The organism is Methylobacterium mesophilicum, from assembly GCF_036441335.1.
In the GTDB taxonomy this organism is placed as follows: Bacteria; Pseudomonadota; Alphaproteobacteria; order Rhizobiales; family Beijerinckiaceae; genus Methylobacterium; species Methylobacterium mesophilicum_B.
The window spans coordinates 242,535-265,138 of sequence record NZ_MLBW01000026.1; the positions used below are offsets into that span (position 1 = coordinate 242,535).

Below are 22,604 nucleotides of genomic sequence, written 5' to 3' on the forward strand. Positions count from 1 at the left end.
ATCTCCGAAGTTGCGCGAGACGCGCTCAGGCCCAGACGTCGCCGAGCAGGGCGAGCCAGTTGCCGCCCATGACGCGCTCGATGCGGGCGGCGGGCCAGCCGCGCCGCTCCATCGCGGCGGTAAGGTTCGGGAAGTCACCGATGACGCGGATGCCTTCGGGGTTCAGGACCTCACCGAAATCCGTGAGCTTGCGACCGTCACCCTTGTCGTGGGTGATGTAGTCGAAGAAGGCCTGTCCGTAGCCCTGGGTGAAGTCAGTGCCGATGCCGGTGTTCTCTTCGCCGACCAGATCGATCACGTACGCGATGGCGTCGAGATAGTCCTCGATCGTCGCGGCCGCGCCCCGGGCCAGGAACGGCGGGAACATGGTCACGCCCACGAAGCCGCCCCGCTCGGCGATGAAGCGCAGCTGCGCGTCCGTCTTGTTGCGCGGATGATCCTTCAGGGCGGCGGGCAGGCAGTGGGAGTAGGCGACGCGTCGCTGCGAGGCGCGGATCGCGTCCTCGCTGGTCTTGGGTCCGACATGCGAGAGGTCGCACAGGATGCCGAGGCGGTTCATCTCGGCCAGCACGTCGCGGCCGAAATCGGACAACCCGCCGTCGCGGGACTCGTAGCAGCCCGAGCCGACGAGGTTCTGGGTGTTGTAGGTCAGCTGGACGATCCGTAGGCCGAGCGCGTGGAACAGCTCCAGGTACTCGATCCGGTCCTCGATCGCGCTGGTGTTCTGCCAGCCGTGGATGATGCCGGTGCGGCGCTCCGCCTTCGCGCGGTGGATGTCGGCGACGCCGTGGACCGGAGCGATCAGGTCGGCGTGCTCGCGGAACCAGCGCCGCCAGCGCGCCATCGTCCGCATGGTCGTGGCGAAATCCTCCCAGACGGAGCAGGTGCAGTTGGCCGCCGTGATGCCGCCGCGTCGCATGTCGGCGAAGACCTCGGGCCCGAAGTCGGAGACGATCAGCCCGTCGATCACGATCAGGTCGTCGTGCCGGATGGCCATGGGGGGTCCTCTCAGAGTTCGACAGGGACGAAGTGGCAGGCGTCCGGCGGGACGGCGACGTGAACGCGCGCGCCGGGTTCGAGCATGGCCGGACCGCCGGTTGCAGGGGTCGCCCGGCGCGCCGTCAGGCACAGGCCGGACGGGGTCCGCAGCCGGTACTCGACGGAGAGACCCCGGTAGGTCGCCGCCTCGATCTCGGCATCCAGCGTGTCGGGCTCGGTGTCCGCGCCGGAGGGCGTGATCCGGACGCGCTCGGGCCGGATCGCCAGGACCGTCGCCCCGCGGCCGGCGCCAGCGACCGGGACGCGGATCGCGTTGCCGTCGGCGAGCCGGAACGTGCCCGGTCCCTCCACCGTCCCCGGCAGGAGGTTCGTCACGCCCATGAATTCCGCCACGAAACGCGAGCGTGGCGCACCGAACACCGCCTCCGGGCTGCCGTCCTGCTCGATCCGCCCGGCGCGCATCACGACGATACGGTCGGCGATCGAGAGCGCCTCGTCCTGATCGTGCGTGACGAAGATCGTGGTGATGCCCATCGCCTTCTGGATCTGGCGGATCTCGAGCTTCATCTCCCCGCGCAGCTGCGCGTCGAGGTTGGAGAGCGGCTCGTCGAGGAGCAGCACCGAGGGCTCGATCACCAGGGCGCGGGCGAGCGAGACCCGCTGCTGCTGGCCGCCGGACAGCTGCTTGGGCAGCCGATCCGCCATCGCCGACAGGCGCACCCGGTCGAGCGCCCGGGCCACGCGCGACGCGATCTCGGCCCGGGGAAGCCGACGCATCTCCAGGCCGAAGGCGACGTTCTGGGCGATGCTCATGTGCGGGAACAGGGCGTAGCTCTGGAAGCCGAAGCCGATGTTGCGCTTGGCCGGCGGCAGACGGGTCACGTCGCGGCCGCCGATCAGGATGCTGCCGGCATCCGCCTCGACGAACCCGCCGATCATCCGCAGCGTCGTGGTCTTGCCGCAGCCCGAGGGTCCGAGCAGGGCGACGAGCTGGCCCTCGGGCACATCGAGGGTGATGTCGTCCACGGCCGTGAAGCTGCCGTAGCGCTTGATCAGGGAGCGAAGGACGACCGTCGTCGACATGGTCCGATCTCCGGGCTGTCAGGTGGCCGTCTCAGACGGCCGTCTCAGAAGGCTTGGGCGAGACGCGCGTAGCGGTCGCTGACGAGGAGCGCCGTCCCGACGATCAGGATCTGGACGGCGGCGACGGCCGCGACCGTCCCGTCGAGGTTCCATTCGAGGTAGTTGACCAGGGCGATCTGCAGCGTCGTGCGGCCCGGCCCGACGAGGAAGATCGACTTCTCCAGATCGATGAACGAGATCACGAAGGAGAACAGGGCGGCCGCGACGATCGCGGGCCGGATCGCCGGAAGGGTCACGCGCCGCAGCACGGTGAGCGGGTCGGCTCCGAGGCTCGCCGCGGCCTCCTCGATCGCCCGATCGGCCGACGCGAGGGACGCGCTGACCAGACGGATGGTCCAGGGCAGCGCGATCAGCGTGTGCGCCACGAGCAGGCCGCCGAGCGTGCCGGCCACCTGGATGTCGAGCAGCGCCTCGACCTCGATGAAGGCGATGAACAGGGCGGCGCCGCCGACGATGCCGGGCACGACCATCGGTGCGAGCAGCAGGGCCTGCACGGCGTCGCGGCCGGGGAAGCGGCCGCGCACCAGGCCGAGGCTCGCCGGCACGCCGAGGGCGAGGCTCGCCGCCGTGGCGAACAGCGCCGTCTCCACACTGGTGACGAAGCCGTCGCGAAAGGCGTCCGTGTCGAGGGCGCGCGCGTACCAGTCGAGGGTGTAGCCGCTCGCCGGGAAGGCGAGGATGCGGTTGGCGAAGAACGACACCCAGACGATGACCACCAGCGGCAGCACGATGAAAGCGAGGACCGCGCCCGAGATGGCGCCGTAGGTCCGGCGGATGCCTGCGCGCGACATGGCCCTACTCCGACCAGCGCCGGTAGCGGCGCTGTACGAGGACGTTGGCGGTGGTGGTCAGCACGAGGGTGACCGTCATCAGCACGAAGGCGAGGGCCGCACCGAACGGCCAGTTCATCGCCTTGGCGACCTGCTGGTAGACCTCGGGCGCCATCATGTGGAACTGCGGTCCGCCGATCAGCACCGGCGTGGCGTAGGCGTTCATCGACAGGATGAAGCACAGCATCGTGCCGGCGAGCAGCCCGGGCAGCGCGAGGGGCAGCACGACCCGCCGCAGGATCGTGAGGTGCCCGGCGCCCAGACTCTCGGCCGCCTCCTCGAGGACCGGATCGATCCGCTCGAGCACGCTCTGCAGCGTCACGATCATGAAGGGCAGCGTCACCGAGACGAGGCCGATCACCACGGCGCTGGGGGTGTACATCAACCGGGGCGGCGTGAGCCCCATCCCGGAGAGCAGGGCGGCGAGAAGGCCCTTGTCGCCGAGAATGACCATCCAGGCGGCGGTGCGGACCGCGTTGCCCATGAGGAGCGGCAGGATGATGAGGATCAGGAGCTTCGACTTCCAGCGTGGCCCGACCTGCCGCACCAGGGCATAGGCGACCGGGAAGCCGAGCACGAGGCAGATCAGCGTCGAGAGGGCCGCCACCCAGAGTGTCGTCAGCAGGACGTCCCGATAGAAGCTGTCGTGCAGGAACTTGGCGTAGTTGGCGACAGTGAGCCCCTCGACCATCAGCTCACCGGGGACGAACCGGTTGAAGCTGTAGCGGAGCATCAGGGCGAGCGGCCCGAGAAGCGCCAGGACGACCAGCAGCGTGCCCGGCAGGACGCCGCCGACCCCCGGGGGGATGCGCGGCCGGGCCCGCGCCGCGCGATCGGGCGCCAGGACCTCCGAGCGTGCGAGGGTGGCCATCGGATCAGCGCGCCATCGTCTTGTTCCACCACTCGAGCCACTCGGCGGTGTTCTTCGAGACGTAGGCATAATCCGGGAAGTTGAGGTGCTCGCGCTCCTCGGGGGAGAAGTCGATCCGGGCGCGCAGCTCGGGGCTCAGCTCGGCCGCGCCGTTGGCCGGCGCGTAGAAGCTCGCCGCGGCGAGTTCGGCCATCGCCTTCCGGTCGAGCATCGCGTTCAGGTAGACGTAGGCTCCGTCCGGGTTCGGCGCGCGCTTCGGCATCCCGGCGCCGAAGGTGATCGCGATCGCGCCCTCCTTCGGATACTGGATGGCCAGCGGCGAGCCCTCGCCGATCCATTGCAGGCCGCGGGCCTTGTAGTTCAGGGCGATGTCGACCTCGCCGGTGGCCAGCGCCGCGCCGAGCTGCTGATGCGCGGCGTAGAGCCGGGGCTGGACCAATTCCTTCAGCGCGACGAGCCGCTCGCGGCCGGTCTCGACGCTCGTCATGTTGCCGCCCTGGATCAGGCCGGACATCATCATGTAGTTGAAGTAGAGCTGATTGGTCAGGCCGAGGCGGCCGGCCCACTTCTTGTCCCAGAGCTCCGCATAAGATTTCGGCGGATCCTTGATCTTGTCCTTGTTGTAGATGAGCACCACGCCACTGTAGAGCCACGGCACGAAATAATCCTTGCGCAGGGCCGGTACCACGTCGCCGTAGTTCGGGATGCGCGACCGGTCGAGGTCGGCCAGCACGTCCTGCTTCATCATCTCGAACCCGTCCGAGTCGTTCAGATGAATCACGTCGATGCTGCCCCGGCGCAGGCGGCGCTCGGCGAGGAGCTTGGCCTTGCGCTCCGGTTCCATGCCGAGATCGCGCACGACGGTCAGTCCCTGCGCCTCCACCAGGGGCGTCTCGACGAAGCGCACCGTGCGCTGGTTCCAGTCGCCGCCCCAGTTGGAGACGACGACCGTTCCGGCCGCCGCGCGCGCCTCGCGTCCCGCCCCCGCCGTGAGGACGGCCGCCGCGCCGCCGAGGAGCGCCTGCCGGCGCGTCGGCGAGAATCGATCGAGAGACAAGTCAGCACGCATCGGCTCACACTCCTGCATGGGCGGCGGGTCGAGGATCGGATCGCGTCGGGCGATGGCCCGGGTCGTCAGGCGGCGTTGCGCAGGCCGACCTCGTCGAGGTAGGCGACGCAGCGCTCCAGCGGCTCGACGTCGGCGAACTTCGCGTCGATGTCGAAGAGGTTCCAGGCGACGGCGCCCGGCACGCGGTCGCCGATGCACTCGCGCACCGCGATGGTCCGGAAGCCCTCGGCGAGACCGTCGCAGAGCGTGGTGCGCACGCAGGCCGAGGCGGTCACGCCCGTGACCAGGATCGTGTCGACGTTGTTGGCGCGCAGGAACCCGGCAAGGTAGGTCCCGTGAAAGGCGCTCGCCCGCTTCTTCACCAGGACCTGTTCGCCCGGCACCGGCTCGATGCGGCTGTCGATCGCCCAGAGCTCGGGCTTGTTCTGATCCACGACCTCGACCGGGATCTTGCGGTGCCACAGGCCCATGTCGGTCTTGGGGCTGTCGACGTCGGTGACCTGATAGCAGGTGGTGACGTGCACGACCGGGTGGTTGTTGCGCCGGCAGGCGGCCAGGAGCGCCTGGACGCCGGGGATGATCTGGTCGTCGATGTTCTCGCAGGTGAAGGGATTCCCCGGCCGCGTCCAGGCATTGGCGAGATCGACGTTGATCAGGGCGGGGCGCCGGCCGAACCCGACGCGGCGCTGGAAACCGCGCTCCTTGTACAGCGCGCTCGCCTCCGCGAACGCCGCTTCGAGAGCGCTGTCGAGTTCGGTGTTGAAGGCCATCTGTCGCGTCCCTTGCATCGTTCGTTCCAGCCCGCCGCAGCGGGATCGAGGCGAGGATGTTGCAGACGGCCCCCGGTGTGAAATGATGAATCCAGCGTGATTGATACGAGATACGGCATCAATGCGGTTTGACCTCAGGCACGTCTCGAGCTGCCTCGTCCTTGCGCAGGAGCTCCACTTCGGCCGGGCCGCACAGCGCCTCGCGACGACGCAGCCGGGTCTCAGCCGGCTCGTCTCAGACCTCGAGGCGGAGGTCGGCGTGAAGCTGTTCCGCCGTACGACCCGAACGGTCGAGGTGACGGAGGCCGGGCGTGCCTTCCTGGCCGAGTGCCGGATCGGGATCGACCATCTGGAGCGGGCCGTGACGCTGGCGCGGCGCACGGCGACCGGCATGGCCGGCGTCCTGCGCGTCGGCTACATGGATTTCGCGATCAACGGCCGTCTGCCGGAGCTGGTCCGCGCCTTCAGCGAGGTGCGACCGGCGATCCGGCTGGAGCTGTCGCACGTGCCCTCGCAATCCCAGCGCGAGGCCCTGCTCAACGACCGCATCGACGTCGGCTTCACGCTCAGCGCGGTCGAGAACGAGCACTTCGAGAGCCTGCTGTTCGACCGCGACTCCTATGTGGCCCTGCTGCCGGTAACCCATCCACTCTCGAACGCGCGCAGCCTGACCCTCAAGGATCTCGCCGGCAAGCCGTTCGTGCTGGGGTCTGGCGGGAGCTGGAGCGCCTATCGCGAGGCCTTCTTCGCGATCTGCCATCGACGCGGCTTTCACCCGACCATCAGCCAGGAGGCCTCGTCGAGCGAGGGTATCTTCGGTCTCGTCGCGGCGGGAACCGGCGTGAGCACCTATGCGAGCTGTGTGCGCAACGTGCAGCGGCGCGGGATCGTGATCCGCTCCCTCGACGATGTCCCCGATACCATCGCAACCTACGCCACTTGGATGAAGCCGGCCCGATCCACCAGCCTCGAAGCCTTCACCACCTTCCTGGCGACTGTGTGGGGTGCTGCGCCAGCAAGCAACATTGTGCGGTCTAAGCTTTGAGAACGCGAACGGAGGCGGTCTGCCTCTGCTCTCCCGCGACTTCGGGCGACGCCGGCTACCAGTCAGAAGCCAACTCCGGAGAGCGGGATATTGTCTGGGGATGCGATCACGAAGGTCACGTGGCCTTGCTCACGCCGACCGCTCGATCCGGCTCTGCGATCGCCTCGAGAAAGTCGCTACGCCCTACTAGACGACCGGTCTAATCCGGCCTATGTCTGGATCATGGCACATGTCAGCGGCAACACCGACACCCGGCAAGGCATCCTCGACACCGCCCACCGTATCGTGGGCGCGAAGGGGTTCTCGGGTGTCGGCCTCAACGAGATCCTGGCCGCGGCTGGGGTCCCCAAGGGCTCTTTCTACCACTACTTCGGCTCGAAGGAGGCTTTCGGCGAGGCGCTTCTGGCCGACTACTTCGAGGCGTACCTCGCCGACATCGACGCCACCCTCGCCGAGCCCGGCCTCAGCCATGCCGACCGCCTGATGAACTACTGGCGCAAGTGGCAGGCGACGCAGGGCAGCATCGACTACCAGCGCAAGTGCCTCGCGGTGAAGCTGGCGGCCGAGGTCTCGGACCTGTCCGAGCCGATGCGGATGGCCCTGAAGGCCGGCACGGCCGGGATCATCGACCGCGTGGCGGGCGCCATCGAGGCGGGCGTCGCCGAGGGGTCGCTCACCGTCGACGGCGAGCCGCGCGCCGCGGCCGAGACCCTCTACCACCTGTGGCTCGGTGCCAGCCTCATGGCGAAGATCGAGCGCGACGATGCCCCGTTCGACGCCGCGATGAGAATGACGCGGCGCATCCTGAACCCGCAACGAGCCTGACTGGGCGAGCCGACGGTGAAGCCAGGCATGACCGTCGGCAATTCATAGACGACCAGTCTACTCAAATCTGACCCGTGGAGAAGACCATGACACCCCGAACCGCACATCCCGTCGCCCCCTACCTGCTGCTCGCCGAGCTCGGAGCCGCCCTGTTCGGCGGCACTGCCGCCTCGGCCGAGGAGCGCATCACCCTGGAAATCATCGGGGCCGTCCGCATGGCCGGTCCTGAGATGATCCGCCAGACGGACGCGACGTCCGTCAGGGCCGAGCGCACCCAGGCGCGCGACGCGAGCGCCGAGCGTTCGATCGAGAGGACGGCGGCCCGTCACAACTAGCCCGGCCGCGACCGTCCGAACGTCCAACCCCCACGACCCCGGAGAACGACGATGAAGATCCTGATGGTGCTGACCTCCCACGACCAGCTCGGCGACACCGGCCGCAAGACCGGCTTCTGGCTGGAGGAGCTCGCCGCGCCCTACTACGTGTTCAAGGACGCCGGCGCCGACGTGGTCCTGGCCTCGCCCAAGGGCGGCAAGCCGCCGCTCGACCCGAAGAGCAACGAGCCGGGCTTCCAGACCGACCTGACCCGCCGCTTCGAGGCGGACGCCGAGGCCAACGCGGTTCTGGCGGACACGGCTCGGCTCGACGGCGTCACTCACGACGGCTTCGACGCGGTGTTCTACCCCGGCGGGCACGGTCCGCTCTGGGACCTCGCCGAGGACGCCGCCTCGATCAAGCTCATCGAGACGACCCTCGGCGCCGGTAAGCCCGTCGCCCTCGTGTGCCACGCGCCCGGCGTGCTGCGTCATGCCAGGTCGGCCGACGGCAAGCCGCTGATCGAGGGCAAGGCCGTCACCGGCTTCACCAACACGGAGGAGGAGGCGGTCGGCCTGACCGCGGTGGTCCCGTTCCTCGTCGAGGACGAGCTCAAGCGGAACGGCGGAGCGTTCTCGAAGGCGGGCGACTGGGAGCCCTACGTCGTGGCCGACGGCCTGCTGATCACCGGTCAGAATCCGGCCTCGTCCGGGCCGGCGGCGGAGCGGCTCCTGACGCATCTCCGCGAGGGCTGACTGCCCGCACCGACCGGTATCGACGCGGGCAGCCCGCGCAACCGGTTCGCTGCGGCTTCCCACGGATTCCTCGGCCAGGACGGCAGCTCGACGACGGGCCGTTCGGTCCGGTCATCCACACGGATGCCTCCAAGCTGACGACCGTCGCGGGGGTGTCCGCGGCGGGCGACATCGCAGGGGCGCCCCACGGCGTGAGTTGGGCCGTGGCGGACGGGGGCACGGCGGGTGTCCCGGTCCACCAGTCCCTCGTGCTCGCGAGCTTGGCTGCCTGATCGGCGATGGCCAAGCGGCCGGCGAACCCCGGGCGCTCCACCTGCTCTGCGAATTATCGGATCCCGGGCAGGATGGTTGCGCCGGCCGGCCCGAGACGCTCACCGCGGCGGTCGGCCCACGATCGCGGGCACGCTTGCCGTAACGGCTCGCGATGGGTCAGGATCGGCCCGGAAGACCGTACGCGGCTTCGATGCGCCAGCGCTCCGACCCGAGGTGCCTTGATGTCGTTCGAGACGATGGGGGACCAGCGGCGCGGTACATGCCAGGTGCTCGGTCGGATCGACCATCGGGCCCGGTTGGTCGTCGAACGCCGGATCAACGGCGCCGGATCGCACCCGAGGCAAGCCTATCCCTGCAACGAGCTCATCGTGATGCTCAGCGGCCGCGCGGTCGTACGACGCACCGGTGACGGTCAGGACGAGAAGTGCCTCGCCGGGGCCGGAACGGCCTGGACCGGACCGGTCGGCTTCGTGGAGAAGGCGGAACTCTCGGAGGCCATCTCGTGCCTCCACGTGTGCCTACCGCCGGCCCTCATCGAGCACAGTGCCCTGGCGGACTACGGCATCGACGCCTCGCTGATCGAACTCGCCTTCGTCGGCGGCTTGGCCGACCCGCTCCTCGTCAGCTTCGCACGGGCGTTCGAGGGCATGCTGGGCAGGCCGCAGTTGCCGACGGACCGGCTGTTCGTCGACGGTCTGACGGCCGCGCTGGCAGCCCACCTGATCGCCAACTACACGGTCGACCGCTGGAAGCCGTCCAGCACGGCGCGAAGGCTCGACGAGCGACGGCTCAGGCGGGTGACCGACTACGTCGATGCCCACTACGCCGAACCCATCCCGCTCGAACGCCTCGCGGTCGAGGCCTGCCTCAGCCCCTTCCACTTCTCGCGCCTGTTCCGGGAGGCGACCGGCCTGACCCCGCATCGCTACGTGACGGAGCGACGGGTTCGCGCCGCGCGAGAGGCGTTGGCGCGCGACCAACTCACGCTCTCCGAGGTCGCGGTGGAGCACGGCTTCGGCTCCCAGGACAATTTCACCAGGGTGTTCCGCAGGAGCACCGGCCTGACGCCTGGGCAGTACCGGGCCATGTTCCGCCGCTGAGACGGCACATAACCTCGTCGTTCGCTGCAAACACCGCAATTGTGGCCGGAAGGCCCGCAAGAACGGCCGATACGACAGCGCCCCGGAGATTGTACGCCGTCATGTGGGGCTTGGCAGAACGGTCACGCGGTACGGCTCGCGACGACAGCTCGCAGACGCAGGCCCCGATGTCGCGCCGACTTCCCCACGCTCGGAGGAGCCATGACCATCAGGGACGCCCTGCTCGCCGGCCCGCTCGGCTTCGGCGCCGCACCGCTCGGCAACATGTTCCGCGATATCCCCGACCACGAGGCGGACGCCACGGTCGACGCGGCGTGGCAGGCCGGCACGCGCTATTTCGACACCGCGCCCTTCTACGGGAGCGGCCTGTCCGAGGTCAGGCTCGGCAAGGCCCTGTCGAAGTACCCGCGCGACGCCTACCGCCTCAGCACCAAGGTGGGCCGCATCATCCTCGACGAGGTCGAGACCGGCGTGCGCGACCAGGGCGAGAAGGGCGAGATCTTCAAGTACGGTCGCCCGAACAAGGTCGTCTACGACTACACGGCCGACGGCGCGAAGCGGTCCATCGAGGACAGCACTTCTCGCTCGCTCATCCGGCCTCCGCGGCGGTCATCCCCGGGGCGAGCCGCCCGGAGCGGATCGCGGAGGACCATGCCGCCATCAGCTTCGAGGTGCCCGGGGTTTTCTGGCGCGACCTGCGCCGGAGCGGGGTCGTGGCGCCCGACGCGCCCCTCCCGTCCGGTCAGTAGGGCGCGGCCACGGCGACGGCATCGGCCAGCGTCGAGATCCCGGCTCCAGCCTCCGAAGTCTGGCGGCTCATCGGCGGGTTCGGCTCCCTGCCGGACTGGCTGCCCTACATCCCCGAGTCCGAGTTGCACGAGGGCGGCCGCGTCCGGCACTTGGCGAACCCCGACGGCGGCCTCATCGTCGAGCGGCTGATGGCCTTCGATGAGACCGGACGGAGCTACAGCTACCACATCCTCCAGTCCCCCTTTCCGCAACAGGGTTACCTCTCGACCTTGCGGGTCCGGGAGACCGGCGACGGGCAGCGGTCGCGCGTCGAGTGGTTCGGCGACTTCCAGCCGGTCGGGGTCAGCGACGCGGAGATCGCGAAGCTTTTCCAGGGCATCTACGAGGAAGGTCTCGCCGCCCTGAGGAAGCACTACGCAGACAGGGGCTGAACGGCCGAGGCCACCGCATCACTGCCATAGAGGCGGTGGAACGGGCGCCCGTTTCCAGGGACGGCGCGGCTGTGCGTGAACGACCACGCCGGGTCGGATGCGGAACGTCCGGTCCATCCCCGAAGGTCAGGATCGCCCTAGGCCGGCAGGAGCCCCGAGGCGCGGTAGCTCTCGACCAACCTGTCGAACTCCGCGACGTCCGAGCGGCTCCGCGCATAGAGCTGGGCGCCGGACACCGCGGCGAAGACGGCCCGGGCCCGCGCCTCGCTCTCCTTCGGCTGCACCGCCCCCGCCATCACCAGCACCTTCGCCAACCAGGCGACGTTGACGTCCGCGAAGCCCTGGGCCTCCCGTTGCACGGCCTCCGGCAGGTTGGCGTACTCGGCCGACATGAAGCTGCACAGGCAGAGCCTGTTCCCGTCCTCGAGCGACCGGCGGAAGGTGCCCGGATAGAGCCGCAGGCATTCCATCGGGTCGCCGGTCTTCTCCAGCATGGCGTCGAGCTCGACCGCGATGTCCTCCCAGTAGCGCCGCGCCACGGCCGCGCCGAGGTCCGCCTTGCTGGCGAAGTGATGGTAGATGCTCGCCGCCTTGATGCCGACCTCGGCGGCGAGGTCGCGGTAGCTCAACCCGCCGTAGCCGTGCGCCTGCGCGGTCCTCCGCGCGGCGGCCAAGATCGTCTCCTTCGCGTTCGTGCTCACCCCTGCCTCCGTTCCGGGCTCAATGACCTACCAATCGTTAGTTAGGGGTTGACGACCGGAAAATCCAGCTCTAACTCTCAGCCTACCGAACGTTAGGCAGGAACAGCGGCCATGACCCAGGACATCATCTTCTCCGACGCGACCCGGCTCGCCGAGCTGGTCCGGACCAAGCAGCTCTCGCCCGTCGAGGTCGTGCGGGCGCATCTCGACCGCATCGCGGCGGTCGATCCCAAGGTCAACGCCATCGTCACCGTCGCGGAGGGCGCACTCGCCGCCGCGAAGGAAGCCGAGGCGGCGGTCATGGCCGGTAAGGAGATCGGGCCGCTCCACGGCGTGCCGTTCACCGTGAAGGACTCCATCGACACCGCCGGGGTGTTGACCCAGCGCGGCTCGCCGATCTTCAAGGGCCGTACCCCCGACGCCGACGCCACGAGCGTCGCCCGCATGAAGAAGGCCGGCGGCATCCTGCTCGCCAAGACCAACCTTCCCGAGTTCTCCTACTGGATCGAGAGCGACAACCTGCTCTCCGGCCGCTCGAACAACCCGTGGGACCTCGACCGGACGCCCGGCGGTTCCAGCGGCGGCGAGTCGGCGGCCATCGCGGCGGGCCTATCGCCGCTCGGCCTCGGCACCGACCTCGCCATCTCGGTGCGCGGCCCGGCCGCCCAGACCGGCATCGTCTCGCTGAAGGCGACCCACGGGCGCGTGCCGATGACCGGCATCTGGCCGCGGGCGCCGCGCCGCTTCTGGCACGTCGGCCCGATGGCCCGCTCGATCCGCGACCTCGCGCTCGCCTTCTCGCAACTGGCCGGCCCGGACGGGCAGGACGCGTTCGCGACCAGCACCGTCCCGTTCGACGCCGGCCTCGGCGCCACGCCCGACCGCAAGCTGCGCGTCGGCTGGATGGTCGGGCCGGGCTTCGGACCGATCGACACCCAGGTCGCGGCGACGGTGAAGGCGGCCGCCGAGGCCCTGAAGGGCGAGGGCCATCACGTCGAGGAAGTCCGCATCCCGGCGCTGGAGCGCGACTTCGCCCTCGACGTGTTCAACAAGCTCCACGTCATGGAGATGAAGCCGGCTTTCCGCGAGGCGACGGCCGGGCACGAGGACGAGATGTACAGGATGGCCAAGACGATGCTGTCGCTGCCCGACACCACGGTGGAGGACTACGTCGCGGCCGAGCAGGCGGCGGAGCGGCTCCGGGACGGCTACGCGGCCTATTTCCGGGACTTCGACGTGCTCCTGACCCCCGTGCTGCCGGTGCCGGCGCACAAGCACGGCATCGAGGAACTCGTCGTCAACGGCGAGACGGTGGACCTGACCTACCTGCAGGGCGCGACCGTGCCCCTCAACGTCACCGGCCTGCCGGGGCTGTCGATGCGGTTCGGGACGAGCCGCGAGGGCCTGCCGATCAACGTGCAGCTGGTGGGAAGCTGGCAGGCCGAGACGACACTCCTGCACGCGGCATCGGTGCTCGAGGGCGTGAGCCCGGTCCGCGGGCTGCATCCGAGCCTCTGACGGATGTGACCGGGGCCGGTGATCTGTCCGGCCCCGGACCTCTGGGACGGCAGAATCGTACGGCGGCCCTCTATGACGTGGCCGCCGGATCAACGGCGGGTGTCGGGGGATCGTGCCCTCTCCGTCAGAGAGGGATTCGGGAGTGGCGATCTGTCGGAGGGACTGCCGATGCCGTCCGCGCGATCCGGCGGCGAGCACCCTCCTCGTGGCGGGTTGGTCCGCGGGTCAGGCCCGCCTGGCCGGCGGCTCGGCGGCGATGGCCGCCGCGTCCGCCTCGCTCAGGGCGGGGCGCACGACCGGCGGATGGCGCGGATCGTACCCGTCCGGCATCGCGTCCCGCAGGGTCGCGGAGCGGGTCACCAAGAAGTCGATCAGGTGGTTGCGCAGGGCGTAGTACCCGGGCGCATGGTGGAGCTGCGTGCGGCTCCGGTCCTTGGGCAGCGGGTTCTCGACGATCTCGGCGACCTTAGCCTGCGGTCCGTTCGTCATCAGCACGATCCGGTCGGCGAGGTAGATCGCCTCGTCGACGTCGTGGGTGATCATGAACACCGTCTGCCCGGTCTCGACGCAGATCCGGCGCACCTCGTCCTGCAGGGTTCCACGGGTCAGTGCGTCCAGGGCCGAGAAGGGCTCGTCCATCAGCAGGATCTTCGGCTCGATCGAGAGCGCCCGGGCAATGCCCACGCGCTGCTTCATGCCCCCCGAGAGTTCGGACGGGCGCTTGTGCTCGGAGCCCGCCAGCCCCACCGTGGCTATGGCCTTCCGCGCGCGCGCCTCGACCTCGGCCCTGCCCGCCTTCCGCCAGCGGGCTGAGACCGCGTAGGCGACGTTGCCGAGCACGCTGCGCCAGGGCAGCAAGGCGTGGCCCTGGAAGATCACCGCCCGGTCCAGGCTCGGGCCGTCGATTTCCCGACCGTCGACGATGACGACGCCCTCGGACGGCGTCTCGAGGCCCGCCAGGATGTTGAGCACCGTGGTCTTGCCGCAGCCCGAGTGCCCGATCATGCACACGAACTCGCCCTTCCGCACGGGCAGCCACAGGTCCTCGAAGATCGTGCTCGTCTTGCCACCCGGTGCCGGGTAGCGCCGCGCGATGCCCTCGATGGAGATGAACCTCTCGGAGTTGGACATGCGGCTGGGCCCGCCCTGGACGGTGTCGGGAGCGGCGCGGCCGGAGCGGCGCACGAACGGAAGCAGCTTGCTCATCGGGTGCCTCACTCGGGGAAGGTGACGAGGCGCTGGGCACGCGCCAGGAGCTGGTCGAGGGCCATGCCGACGAGGCCGATCACCAGGATCGAGGTGATCACATTGGTGATCGAGAGGTTGTTCCACTCGTTCCAGACGAAGTAGCCGATGCCGGTACCGCCCACGAGCATCTCGGCCGCGACGATCACGAGCCAGGCGATACCGATGGAGATGCGCATCCCGGTGAGGATCGTCGGCGCGGCGGCCGGCAGGATCACCGTGAACGCGCGGCGCACCGGCCCGACCTCCAGAGTCCGGGCGACGTTGAGCCATTCCTTCCGGGTGCTCGACACGCCGAACACGGTGTTCATCAGCATCGGCCAGAGCGAGCAGATGAAGATCACGAAGATCGCCGACAGCGTCGAATCCTTGATGGTGTAGAGGGCGAGCGGCATCCAGGCGAGCGGCGAGACCGGCTTGAGGATCTGGATGAACGGATCGAGCGCCCGGCTCATCAGCGGCGACATGCCGATGAGGAAGCCGATCGGGATCGCCACGAGAACCGCCAGACCGTAGCCGAGCGCCACGCGCCCGACCGAGTAGGCGAGCTGGATGCCGAGGCCCTTGTCGTTCGGGCCCCGGTCGTAGAACGGATCCTTCAGGTGCCTCCAGATCGTCGCCCCGACATCGAGCGGGCCGGGCATGGCCGACTTGCCGGTGGTGGCCGTCTGTCCCATCAGGGCCGCGTATTCCGGGTCCATGGCCTCGGTCTTGGCCGTGCCGCTCACCGCGACCTGCCAGCCGAGCAGGATCACCGCGAGTAGCGCCAGCGAGAGGATTCCGGCGCGCAGGGAGAGGGGGCGTTGCATGGCTCAGCTCGCGCGCTTGATCTTGAAGGAATCCAGGTATTCCTGGGGCTTGGCCGGATCGAACGGCTTGCCCATCACCACGAACGTCTTCGTGGTGGTCTCCGGCGGCGCGAGGCCGTCCTGCCGCATCAGCCTGGCGGCATCGGTGGCGCGGTAGACCTGCCGCGCCACGGCGGCGTAGTCGACGTCGCCCTTGATCTGGCCCCAGCGCTTCATCTGGGTGAGCGTCCAGATCGCGAAGCTCTCGTACGGGAACGGGTCGAAGGCGACCCGCTTCGGATCCTTCTTCACGCTGCCGAGGCCGTCCGCGTAGGTGCCGGTCAGGACCTGCTCCACGACGGTGAGCGGCTGGTTGAGGTAGTTGGCCGGCGCGATCGCGGCGGCGATCTCCTTGCGGTTTTCCGGCCGCGAGGCGTAGGCGGTCGCCTGGAGGATGGCGCGCAGGAGCGCGGCCGTGGCGTTCGGCATCTCGCGGATCGTGTCCTGCGCGACCGAGAACGAGCAGCAGGGATGCCCGTCCCAGATCTCCTTCGACAGCACGTGGATGAAGCCGACGCCGTCGTAGACCGCGCGCTGGACGATGTTGTCCGGCGCCAGGAAGCCGTCGATGTTGTCGGCGCGCAGGTTCGCGACCATTTCCGGCGGCGGCACCGAGCGGAGCTGCACGTCGGTATCGGGATCGATGCCGTGCTCGGCCAGGTAGTAGCGCAGCAGGTAGTTGTGGTTCGAGTAGTCGAACGGGATGGCGAGCTTGAAGCCCTTCCAGTTCTTCGGGTCGCGATTGTCCTTGTGCTTGTTGGCGAGACAGATCGCCTGGCCGTTGACGTTCTCGATCGCCGGCACCGCGAAGGGCACGGGGTTCGAGCCGAGGCCCAGCGTGATCGCGAGCGGCATCGGCGCCAGCATGTGGGCGGCGTCGTATTCCTTGTTCAGGGTCTTGTCGCGCACCACCGCCCAACCGGCGGTCTTGACGACGTCGACGTTCAGTCCCTGCTTCTCGTAGAAGCCCATGGGCTTGGCCATGATGATCGGCGTGGCGCAGGTGATCGGGATGAAGCCGACCTTGAGATCCGCCTTCTCCGGCCTGCCGGCCTCGGCGAGGGCCTCGGCCACGAACCGCGTCGGCAGGAACTGGCCGACCGCCGCGGCGGCGGTTGCCGCGCCGACGCTCCTCAGGAAGGCGCGGCGCCTGCCATCGTGCGGGAACAGGGCCCGCATCATCGCCGCCTCGACGACGCGCACCACCGCGGCGTCGCCCGACGTGACGGAAGCCTCGTGCTCGGTTTGGTCCGCGTGCGCGCCGCAGGAGCAACCGCCGGAGCGCCGTCGGGCATCGAAAGGATTGTCGAATAGGGCCATCGAAAACTCCGGCTTCGTAGTCTTGGAATCCGCAGCAACTGTCGCGCCAAGCGCGTTAGCTCATGACTTGTCCGCCATGATCAGCATCCCACCGCATTTCGGATCGACGGAGATCGAGCACGTGACCCGGCAACGGACTCTCGACATCGTCGGACCGCCCTAAGTCGCCGGAGCGACAGTGCGAGGCCTGCACTTCCGATGATCGTCGCCAGCACCGTATCGAGCAGGTCCTTCCGGGCGGCGCAGGCGGAACGCGGCCGGAGCCCGGCGAGGCCGGATTGAACCGCCGCCTGAACGTCATGGACGCGGCCGCGAGCATGACCAGCGCGAACAGGCACTGCAGCCGGTGCCCGTCGAGCTGCTTGCCGAGCCCGGCGCCGAGCGTCGCCGCCAGGATCCCGGCGCAGCCGAACAGTCCCGCGGCCTCCCAGGGAAACCGCGCGATCCGGAGAGGGCCGACGAGGTCGAAAAGGGAGCAGGCCGCGACCGCGAACGCGCCCGTCCCCACCGCGACGTGCGCGTCCCTGAGCCCGACGACGTGGATCAACATCGGGATCGCGCACGACGAAGGTCGCGGTGTTCGTCGGCTCGTCGAAGAGGCCGTGCACGACGGGCCGCGGGTTCGTGCCCGAGAGGCGCGCCTCGACCTGCGCCTGCGCCAGGGCGGGGTCGGTTGCGCGGGGTTCGTGCGTCATCGTCCCCTCCTCAGGCTGCCAGCCAGGCGGTGACCTCGCCGTCGCGCCGCTGCTCCATCGCGAGCCGGCTCTCGGTGTGCTCGACGACGTGCCAGGGTTCTCCCGGGAGCGGCGCGCCGTGCAGCTCGATCGGCGTCGAGCGCGTCTTCAACCGGATGACGGGCACGGCGTGCGCGTAGCCCGGATGCTCCCGGCCCAGGATCGCGTGGGCGATGGCCTCGGCTTGACGGGCGACCGGCTCGATGAAGCGGCAGGGTCGCCCCTCAATGCTGATGCAGTCGCCGAGCGCGAAGATGTCGGGTCCGCTCGTGCGCAGGGTCGCCGGGTCGACGACGATCCCGCGGTCGAAGGCGAGCCCGGCCCCGCGCACGAGCCGCGAGGGCGTGGCGAGCCCCGTCGCGGCGATCACGGTCGTGGCGACCAGAGTCGTCCCGTCCGAGAATGCGAGCGCGACGTCGCCGTCCGGCCGGCGGTCGAGGCCGCACACGAGGGCGTTGGACCGGTGGCGCACGCCCAGCCCCTCGAGGCCCGCCAGGAGCCGGCGGCCCGCCAGGTCCGGAAGGAGCTCGGGCAGCGGCAGCGCCCCGGCTCCGACGAGCGTCACGGCGTGACCGGCCCGGGCGAGATCCTCGGCGAGCTCGCAGCCGACCATGCCGGCACCGATCACCGCGACCGCGCGGGGTCCGCGCGCGAGCTCGGCGTGCAGGGCGGCCCAGGCCGCGAGGTCGTTCACGCGCCAGCACAGGGCCGGGTCGAGGCAGGCCGGCAGCGCCGGACGCGCGCCGTGTGCCAGGACGAGGGCGGTGTACGCGAGGGTGCCGCGCGTGGTGCGCAGGCTGTGCCGCCCCGGGGTCAGGCCCACCGCCACCGTGTCGGCCATCAGGCGCACGCCCAGGCGCGCCGCCGCCGCGGCGCCCGTCTCCCGCCGCAGCCTGTCCGGCGACAGGCCACGCCCGAGCGCGACCGAGAGTTCCGGCTTGTGGTAGACGTCGCCGCTGCAGGCCGTCACCAGCGTGATCGGAACCCGGGCGTCCTCGGCCCGGATCGCCTCGGCGGCGACCCACCCGCCGACGCCTGCGCCGACGATCACTACGCCCGGCCGGCGCTGCGGCACCGCGGTTGCCGCCACCGGTGCGATCGGGGCCCGCCGCTGGTACGGCTCGAAGTCGGACTTGGTCACCCCGCAGATCGGGCAGGCCCAGTCGTCCGGGATATCGGCGAAGCGCGTCCCGGGCGCCAGGCCGCTGTCGGGATCGCCCTCGCCCTCGTCGTAGATCAGGCCGCAGGCCCGGCAGAGGAACTGCTTCCAGGGGCCGAGGCCGTCAGTGGGTTCCTGGATGGTCATGCCCGGCCCCCCGTGTGGGCGCCGCTGGGCAGGACCTCACGGGACAGGCGCGCCATCTCCCAGCGCAGGTGCTTGATCGCCGGCGTGACGATGGCGACGAAGTGCGCCTCGCGGACGCGGCGCTGGGGGGATGCCGACATCAGGTAGCCCCGCGCCCCCTGGTGCAGCAGCGCCGACTGCGACGCGCGCAGCGCCAGCTCGGAGGTCTGGGCCCGGGCATCGAGGACGTCGATCAGGTAGTCGGTCGATCCGTCGTAGGGCGTCTCGGCGAGCCGCATCACCCGGGCGCGAAGCTCCGCGAGCTCGGCCGCGATCGTGTCGGGGCGATCGTCGAGGAACTGGTTGACGTGCCCGAGGGTCTCCTCGACCGCCAGCATGGCGTCGAGGCTGCCCTCGGCGACGCCGAGGCCCATGCCGCACTGGAGCAGGATGAAGGCGCCCCGGATCCCGCCGATGAATGGGCGGGCCGGGTCGGCGATGAGGTCGTCCTGCCCGACGAAGTACGCGTCGAGCCGCACGCCCCAGGTGCTGGTGCCCTCCATGCCGGAGAATTGCGGGCAGGGCCGCAGCTCCGCCCGGTCGCAGCGCAGCAGGAACATGATCTCGTGGCTGATCGCGTCGCCGGCGCCGAGCACGCCCGCTATGGCGCCACAGTACTGTCCGGGCCCGATGTGGCTGACCCAGGGGAGCATCCCGCTGACCCGGTAGCCGCCGGGCACGCGGTGGGCGCGGAGCAGGATCGGCTCGATCCCGGCGAACGCCTTCATCGGGTTGGACAGGGCCGTGCCGCCGAAGCTGCGGCCCGCGACGTGGTCGTCGAGGACGGCGCCGGAGAGCGCCGGGTTACCCGAGCGCTCCAGGTAGAGGCCGCAGACGTCGTGGCACCACATGAGGAAGCCGGTGGCGCCGCATGCCCGGCTCGCGGCCTGCATGGCGGCGATCGCGAGGCCGACCCGACCGCCGTGCCGGTCGAGGTGGACGCCGAGCGCGCCCGCACCCCCGAGCCGGCCCATGATGTCGAGCGGGTACGCCCCATGGTCGATCTTGGCTGCCGCCGCGGCCAGGGGACCGTCGGCGATGGCGATCGTCTCGGCGAGGACGGCCTCGTCCGTCCACGCGTCGCCGACCGGTGTCGCGAACGGCGTCTCCGTCACGGGGGGCTCGGCCGGCCGAAGGGCGAGGGCGCTCGACATCGTGCAATCTCCTCAGGAAGGGGAAAGGGGGCGGGGCCGCCGGGTCCCGCCACCGACCTCAGTCGGCCAGGCCGATCTTGAAGGGGACCGGGTTGCGCATGGTGTTGGCCACGGGCGAGAAGTGGTTCGCGTGGCGCACGATCGCGTCGAGTTCCTCGCGGGTCGCGTCGCCCTCGATGGTCACGGCGACCCGGATCTCCTGAAAGCCCATGTCCTCCGGCTTCTTCTCCGCGCCGCCGGCGCCCCAGGCGGCCGGGTTACCGATGTCGCCTTCGAGGTGCAGCTCGAGGCGGGAGAGGCGTACCTGCTTCCAGGTCGCCACCGCGGTGATGCCGACCGCCAGGCAGCCGCCCAGCGCCGAGAGTACGATCTCCCCCGGGGCCGGCGCGGTGTTCTCGCCGAACAGGTGCAGCGGCTCGTCGACCACGACGGGCGCGTGGTCGCCGACGTAGCTGAGGGTGCGGTACTGGCCGTCGACCACGGTGTGCACCTTGTTGGTGCCGCGCGAGCCGGGATTGCCGCGGCCCTTCTCGGCGAACTGCATCAGGCCGTCGCGGTCGATCGGGCGCAGGTAGGTAGTCACGGTCTTCGGGGCGGCGCTGGCGCTCATGTCTTGCTCCTCTTCCGGCTCGACCCCGCGATCGGCGGTTTCGGCTCGAAGACAGTTGCGCAAGGCAGGTGCCAGAGCAGGCCGGCGAAGGTTTATTTTAGAAACCCGATGCCTATCAAGTGTTTACGTCGATTTCACGATCGCTTCGCGTCTCTGTTGCCGCTACGAATGTCGACAATCTGTCGACATTGTCGGTCTTTGTCGAAACCGTTCACGGCTCCGTCCGCAGCTTGCGCCAACGATAGGAGAACTGTCGCTCAGTCAGGCCGAGCCGCTGGGCTGCACGAGTCTTGTTGCCCCCGGCCTGCGCGAGGGCCACGCGCAGCTGTTCGGGATCGTGCGAGTCGGCAGATAGATACGGGCGGACGGTACCGACCGCTTGGATCGAAGCGCCTCTTCCAGGCAGGCCCAACTGTGACAGCCCTGGACTCGGCATGGCTGGCTTGCCTGCGGCCGCGCCTCCCAGCATGGGGCGCAGATCGTCGACGTCGAGGACGCCCTCGCTGGCGAGCAGGACGAGCCGCTCGATGAAGTTGGCGAGCTGGCGAATGTTGCCCGGCCAAGCTTGGCGGGCGAGGTGCGCGATGGCGGACTGCGTCAAGTTGACGTTGCGCTGGTTGGCTTGGTTGGCCTGGGTCAGGAAGTGCAGCACGAGATCCGGGATGTCGCCCCGGCGCTCGGCCAGCGGCGGCAGGGTGATCGGGACGACATTGAGCCGGTAGAACAGGTCTTCCCGGAAGCGGCCGTGGGCGACTTCCGTGGCGAGATCCCGGTTCGTCGCGGCCACGAGGCGCATGTCGACGCGGATCTCGCGCTTCCCGCCGAGGCGCACGACCGTCCCCTCTTGCAGGGTGCGCAGCAGCTTGGTCTGGAGGATCGCCGGCATCTCGCCGATCTCGTCGAGGAAGATGGTGCCGCCGCTCGCTTGCTCGAACCAGCCGGCTCGTGCCTCGACCGCCCCAGTGAACGCGCCGCGCTCGTGGCCGAACAGTTCGGATTCGAACAGGCTGTCGGGGATGGCCGCGCAGTTCACCTTGATGAAGGGCCGGTCGCGACGTGGGCTCGCGAGGTGGAGCGCCCGGGCGAACAGTTCCTTGCCAGAGCCGGACTCGCCGAGCAGCAGCACGCTCGCGGTCGCATCCGCGACTTTCTCGATCTGGACGAGCGCGCGCAGCAGGGCCGGCGAGGTGCCGATGATGCCGTACCGGGCTCGCTTGATGCGCAGCTCGCGCGCGAGCATGTCGTTGTGCTCCTCGAGCGCGCGCGTCTTCCGCTCCACGCGCTCGTTCAGGGTCAGCAACTGGCTGACCATGGTCGCGATGATGCGCAGGATGGCGAGATCGTCGGAGAGCGCCCGCTCCCGATGGCGGATCCGGTGACAGGCGATAGCGCCGACCGTCTTCTGGTCGACCCGAATCGGGAGCACCAAGAACGACACCGCACCCCGGGGCAATTTCGCCCGCTCGACGGCGCGCGCGAGGAAGATCGGATCCTTGTCGATGTCCTGTACGATGATGAGATGGCCGTCTTGGATAACGCGCCCGGTGATGCCTTCGCCAAGCGCGTAGCGGCCCCGGGCGACCTCCTCGCGGGTCAGGCCGTAGGAATGGGCGATGTGGTAACCGTCCCCGTCGGGGTCCTTCAGGACGATGCGTCCCCGGTTGAGCCCGACGATCTCCGAGAGGAGATGCAGCATCTCGCGGGCGACCTGATCGAGGCGGATGCCCTTGCCGATCAGATTCATGACCTCTTGGATGAGGAACATCTCCTGTGTGCGCCAATGGGCGCCCGACGCGGCCTTGCTCGCTCGCCCCTCCATCCCTCGACGCACCTCGATCACCCGGTTGCCGCCGACAACCTGCAAGGCCCGTGCGAGCAGAGAGGCGCAGCACCCTTGCCGCATCCCTATGATGGCGCATCGAAGGCGCGCCGTTCAATGCGCCATCGAAGGGG

21 protein-coding genes and 2 pseudogenes are annotated in these 22,604 nt (G+C 69.6%); 8 read left to right on the plus strand and 15 right to left on the minus strand.

From position 1 onward, the window contains the following. Positions 1-25: 25 nt before the first annotated feature. From MMR14E_RS17235 to MMR14E_RS17260, 6 genes are all read right to left on the minus strand, one after another. Positions 26-997, minus strand: coding sequence for a dipeptidase (locus MMR14E_RS17235; protein WP_331315922.1), 972 nt, complete (start codon positions 995-997; stop codon positions 26-28). Positions 998-1,008: 11 nt separating this feature from the next. Further along, positions 1,009-2,082, minus strand: coding sequence for an ABC transporter ATP-binding protein (locus tag MMR14E_RS17240; RefSeq protein WP_331315923.1), 1,074 nt, complete (start codon positions 2,080-2,082; stop codon positions 1,009-1,011). Between the two features lie 44 nt (positions 2,083-2,126). Further along, positions 2,127-2,933: an ABC transporter permease gene (locus tag MMR14E_RS17245; protein ID WP_331315924.1), complete on the minus strand. Its 807-nt coding sequence runs from the start codon at positions 2,931-2,933 to the stop codon at positions 2,127-2,129. 4 nt (positions 2,934-2,937) lie between these two features. Continuing rightward, the gene (locus MMR14E_RS17250) at positions 2,938-3,843 is read right to left on the minus strand and encodes an ABC transporter permease (protein ID WP_331315925.1); all 906 of its coding nucleotides are present in this window, start codon (positions 3,841-3,843) and stop codon (positions 2,938-2,940) included. A 4-nt stretch (positions 3,844-3,847) separates the two neighbouring features. Continuing rightward, on the minus strand, positions 3,848-4,912 hold the full coding sequence (locus tag MMR14E_RS17255) for an ABC transporter substrate-binding protein (protein WP_331315927.1): 1,065 nt from the start codon (positions 4,910-4,912) through the stop codon (positions 3,848-3,850). 65 nt (positions 4,913-4,977) lie between these two features. Beyond that, on the minus strand, positions 4,978-5,682 hold the full coding sequence (locus MMR14E_RS17260; protein ID WP_091682123.1) for an isochorismatase family protein: 705 nt from the start codon (positions 5,680-5,682) through the stop codon (positions 4,978-4,980). Positions 5,683-5,803: 121 nt separating this feature from the next. Between MMR14E_RS17260 and MMR14E_RS17265 the strand changes: the two genes are divergently transcribed. The 7 genes and pseudogenes from MMR14E_RS17265 to MMR14E_RS17295 all read left to right on the plus strand — a co-directional run. Next, the gene (locus MMR14E_RS17265; RefSeq protein WP_331315928.1) at positions 5,804-6,727 is read left to right on the plus strand and encodes a LysR family transcriptional regulator; all 924 of its coding nucleotides are present in this window, start codon (positions 5,804-5,806) and stop codon (positions 6,725-6,727) included. 222 nt (positions 6,728-6,949) lie between these two features. Beyond that, complete coding sequence (locus MMR14E_RS17270) at positions 6,950-7,552, plus strand: TetR/AcrR family transcriptional regulator (RefSeq protein WP_331315929.1); 603 nt, start codon at positions 6,950-6,952, stop codon at positions 7,550-7,552. A gap of 86 nt (positions 7,553-7,638) precedes the next feature. After that, the gene (locus MMR14E_RS17275) at positions 7,639-7,887 is read left to right on the plus strand and encodes a hypothetical protein (RefSeq protein ID WP_331315930.1); all 249 of its coding nucleotides are present in this window, start codon (positions 7,639-7,641) and stop codon (positions 7,885-7,887) included. A gap of 51 nt (positions 7,888-7,938) precedes the next feature. Continuing rightward, on the plus strand, positions 7,939-8,622 hold the full coding sequence (locus MMR14E_RS17280; protein ID WP_331315931.1) for a type 1 glutamine amidotransferase domain-containing protein: 684 nt from the start codon (positions 7,939-7,941) through the stop codon (positions 8,620-8,622). Positions 8,623-9,116: 494 nt separating this feature from the next. Continuing rightward, positions 9,117-9,995 (plus strand): helix-turn-helix domain-containing protein, encoded by an 879-nt coding sequence (locus MMR14E_RS17285; protein ID WP_331315932.1) that lies wholly within the window; start codon positions 9,117-9,119, stop codon positions 9,993-9,995. A gap of 264 nt (positions 9,996-10,259) precedes the next feature. Continuing rightward, positions 10,260-10,517: pseudogene (locus MMR14E_RS17290) on the plus strand (aldo/keto reductase); the annotation flags it as partial. 251 nt (positions 10,518-10,768) lie between these two features. Continuing rightward, positions 10,769-11,176: pseudogene (locus MMR14E_RS17295) on the plus strand (SRPBCC family protein); the annotation flags it as partial. A gap of 137 nt (positions 11,177-11,313) precedes the next feature. Here the strand turns inward: MMR14E_RS17295 and MMR14E_RS17300 are convergent. Further along, a complete protein-coding gene (locus tag MMR14E_RS17300; protein WP_331315934.1) occupies positions 11,314-11,877 on the minus strand; it encodes a TetR/AcrR family transcriptional regulator in 564 nt (187 codons plus the stop codon). A gap of 111 nt (positions 11,878-11,988) precedes the next feature. Here MMR14E_RS17300 and MMR14E_RS17305 point away from each other — a divergent pair, with 111 nt between their 5' ends. Further along, the gene (locus MMR14E_RS17305) at positions 11,989-13,395 is read left to right on the plus strand and encodes an amidase (RefSeq protein ID WP_331315936.1); all 1,407 of its coding nucleotides are present in this window, start codon (positions 11,989-11,991) and stop codon (positions 13,393-13,395) included. A gap of 225 nt (positions 13,396-13,620) precedes the next feature. On the opposite strand, the gene MMR14E_RS17310 is transcribed toward MMR14E_RS17305, so the two are convergent. The 8 genes from MMR14E_RS17310 to MMR14E_RS17345 all read right to left on the minus strand — a co-directional run bounded on the left by MMR14E_RS17310 (position 13,621) and on the right by MMR14E_RS17345 (position 22,470). After that, the gene (locus MMR14E_RS17310; RefSeq protein WP_331315938.1) at positions 13,621-14,601 is read right to left on the minus strand and encodes an ABC transporter ATP-binding protein; all 981 of its coding nucleotides are present in this window, start codon (positions 14,599-14,601) and stop codon (positions 13,621-13,623) included. A gap of 8 nt (positions 14,602-14,609) precedes the next feature. Further along, the gene (ntrB, locus tag MMR14E_RS17315; protein ID WP_331315940.1) at positions 14,610-15,449 is read right to left on the minus strand and encodes a nitrate ABC transporter permease; all 840 of its coding nucleotides are present in this window, start codon (positions 15,447-15,449) and stop codon (positions 14,610-14,612) included. A 3-nt stretch (positions 15,450-15,452) separates the two neighbouring features. Next, complete coding sequence (locus tag MMR14E_RS17320; RefSeq protein ID WP_331315942.1) at positions 15,453-16,808, minus strand: CmpA/NrtA family ABC transporter substrate-binding protein; 1,356 nt, start codon at positions 16,806-16,808, stop codon at positions 15,453-15,455. 55 nt (positions 16,809-16,863) lie between these two features. Then, positions 16,864-17,358 (minus strand): sulfite exporter TauE/SafE family protein, encoded by a 495-nt coding sequence (locus MMR14E_RS17325; RefSeq protein WP_331315943.1) that lies wholly within the window; start codon positions 17,356-17,358, stop codon positions 16,864-16,866. A gap of 155 nt (positions 17,359-17,513) precedes the next feature. Then, positions 17,514-18,848 (minus strand): FAD-dependent oxidoreductase, encoded by a 1,335-nt coding sequence (locus MMR14E_RS17330; RefSeq protein WP_331315944.1) that lies wholly within the window; start codon positions 18,846-18,848, stop codon positions 17,514-17,516. After that, positions 18,845-20,041 carry an acyl-CoA dehydrogenase family protein gene (locus MMR14E_RS17335; RefSeq protein ID WP_331315945.1) on the minus strand — a complete coding sequence of 399 codons (1,197 nt, stop codon included), beginning with the start codon at positions 20,039-20,041 and terminating at the stop codon, positions 18,845-18,847. The genes MMR14E_RS17330 and MMR14E_RS17335 overlap by 4 nt, the downstream gene beginning before the upstream one ends. Before the next feature lie 58 nt (positions 20,042-20,099). Continuing rightward, complete coding sequence (locus MMR14E_RS17340; protein ID WP_331315946.1) at positions 20,100-20,651, minus strand: OsmC family protein; 552 nt, start codon at positions 20,649-20,651, stop codon at positions 20,100-20,102. Between the two features lie 211 nt (positions 20,652-20,862). Further along, positions 20,863-22,470, minus strand: coding sequence for a sigma 54-interacting transcriptional regulator (locus MMR14E_RS17345; RefSeq protein ID WP_331315984.1), 1,608 nt, complete (start codon positions 22,468-22,470; stop codon positions 20,863-20,865). Positions 22,471-22,604 lie beyond the last annotated feature (134 nt).